1 protein-coding gene is annotated in these 888 nt (G+C 61.3%); it reads left to right on the plus strand.

From position 1 onward, the window contains the following. Window positions 1-535 precede the first annotated feature (535 nt). Window positions 536-754, plus strand: a complete 219-nt coding sequence (locus CIC12_RS05920) for a hypothetical protein (protein WP_238812396.1) — start codon at window positions 536-538, stop codon at window positions 752-754. The last annotated feature ends 134 nt before the right edge of the window (window positions 755-888 follow it).

Consider the following 888-nt stretch of genomic DNA (forward strand, 5'->3'; position numbering starts at 1 on the left):
GCCATTAACATCATATGCATATACAACACCGTTTAGCAGAAGGCCGTTGGACGAGCGCAAAAACGCGCGGCATTTTGCCCGCGACCGGTGCTCGGTGACTTTCTCCAGACAGATACGCCTGCCATGCCGCTCTCGCCGGCGAACGCAGGGAGCACCGATGATAGCGCCAAAGCAATATTTTTTTGCCGCTGAACGGGCCCGGCATCGAAAAAGAGCCCGTCAAAGGCAAGGCGGCCAATCCGCTTATTAACGTTTAACGACAATTCAGCGCGCGATCTTAACCCGCGCCTATTGATTTAACGATTCGGGCGATGGCGGTAATCACTCGTCACGAGGCGCGTGAATAGCGCCGCCTGAATTCGCCAATACGGCGCGACGAATAGCGGCGACCGCGCCACATCTAAAGAAGCGCGGCGCCGATGCCGATAATGATGGCTTGTCCCAGTCCGCCGCCGGCGGTCGCCGTGCGGGCCGCCGGCCGGGTAGCCGATGAGCCGAACAGAAACAGACGATGCGCGTGAGAAAAACCGGGTGGATGGGCGTGGCCATCGTGGCCGGATCGATAGCCTGCTTCGGCGGCTGGCTGCAAAGCGAATTGGCCCGTGCGGCGCTGGCGCGCATGCAGCGCGACACGCCGGACATGCACGGCGCCTGCGCGGGCATGAACGCCCGGGAAACCGAAATGAGGGGCAAGGGCGAATTGTGGTGCGGCGCGATCGGGTCGGGACGAGGAGACGCATCAGGGAAAACGTAGAGCGATCGAGTGAACTGGCGGACGGCGCTAGCGGCGATGCTTACCGTACGGACCGCACCGGCGACCCCTGCCCCACGCCTAATTAGCCAACTTCATTACCAGGTCTTCATGACCAGCTCTTCATGACCAGGCCA

It is taken from the genome of Paraburkholderia sp. SG-MS1 (assembly GCF_012275575.1).
Taxonomy (GTDB): Bacteria; Pseudomonadota; Gammaproteobacteria; order Burkholderiales; family Burkholderiaceae; genus Paraburkholderia.

Excerpts from the sequence above, each read along its gene's own strand:
- CIC12_RS05920 (WP_238812396.1), top strand. The coding sequence starts at position 536 with ATGGGCGTGGCCATCGTGGCCGGATCGATAGCCTGCTTCGGCGGCTGG.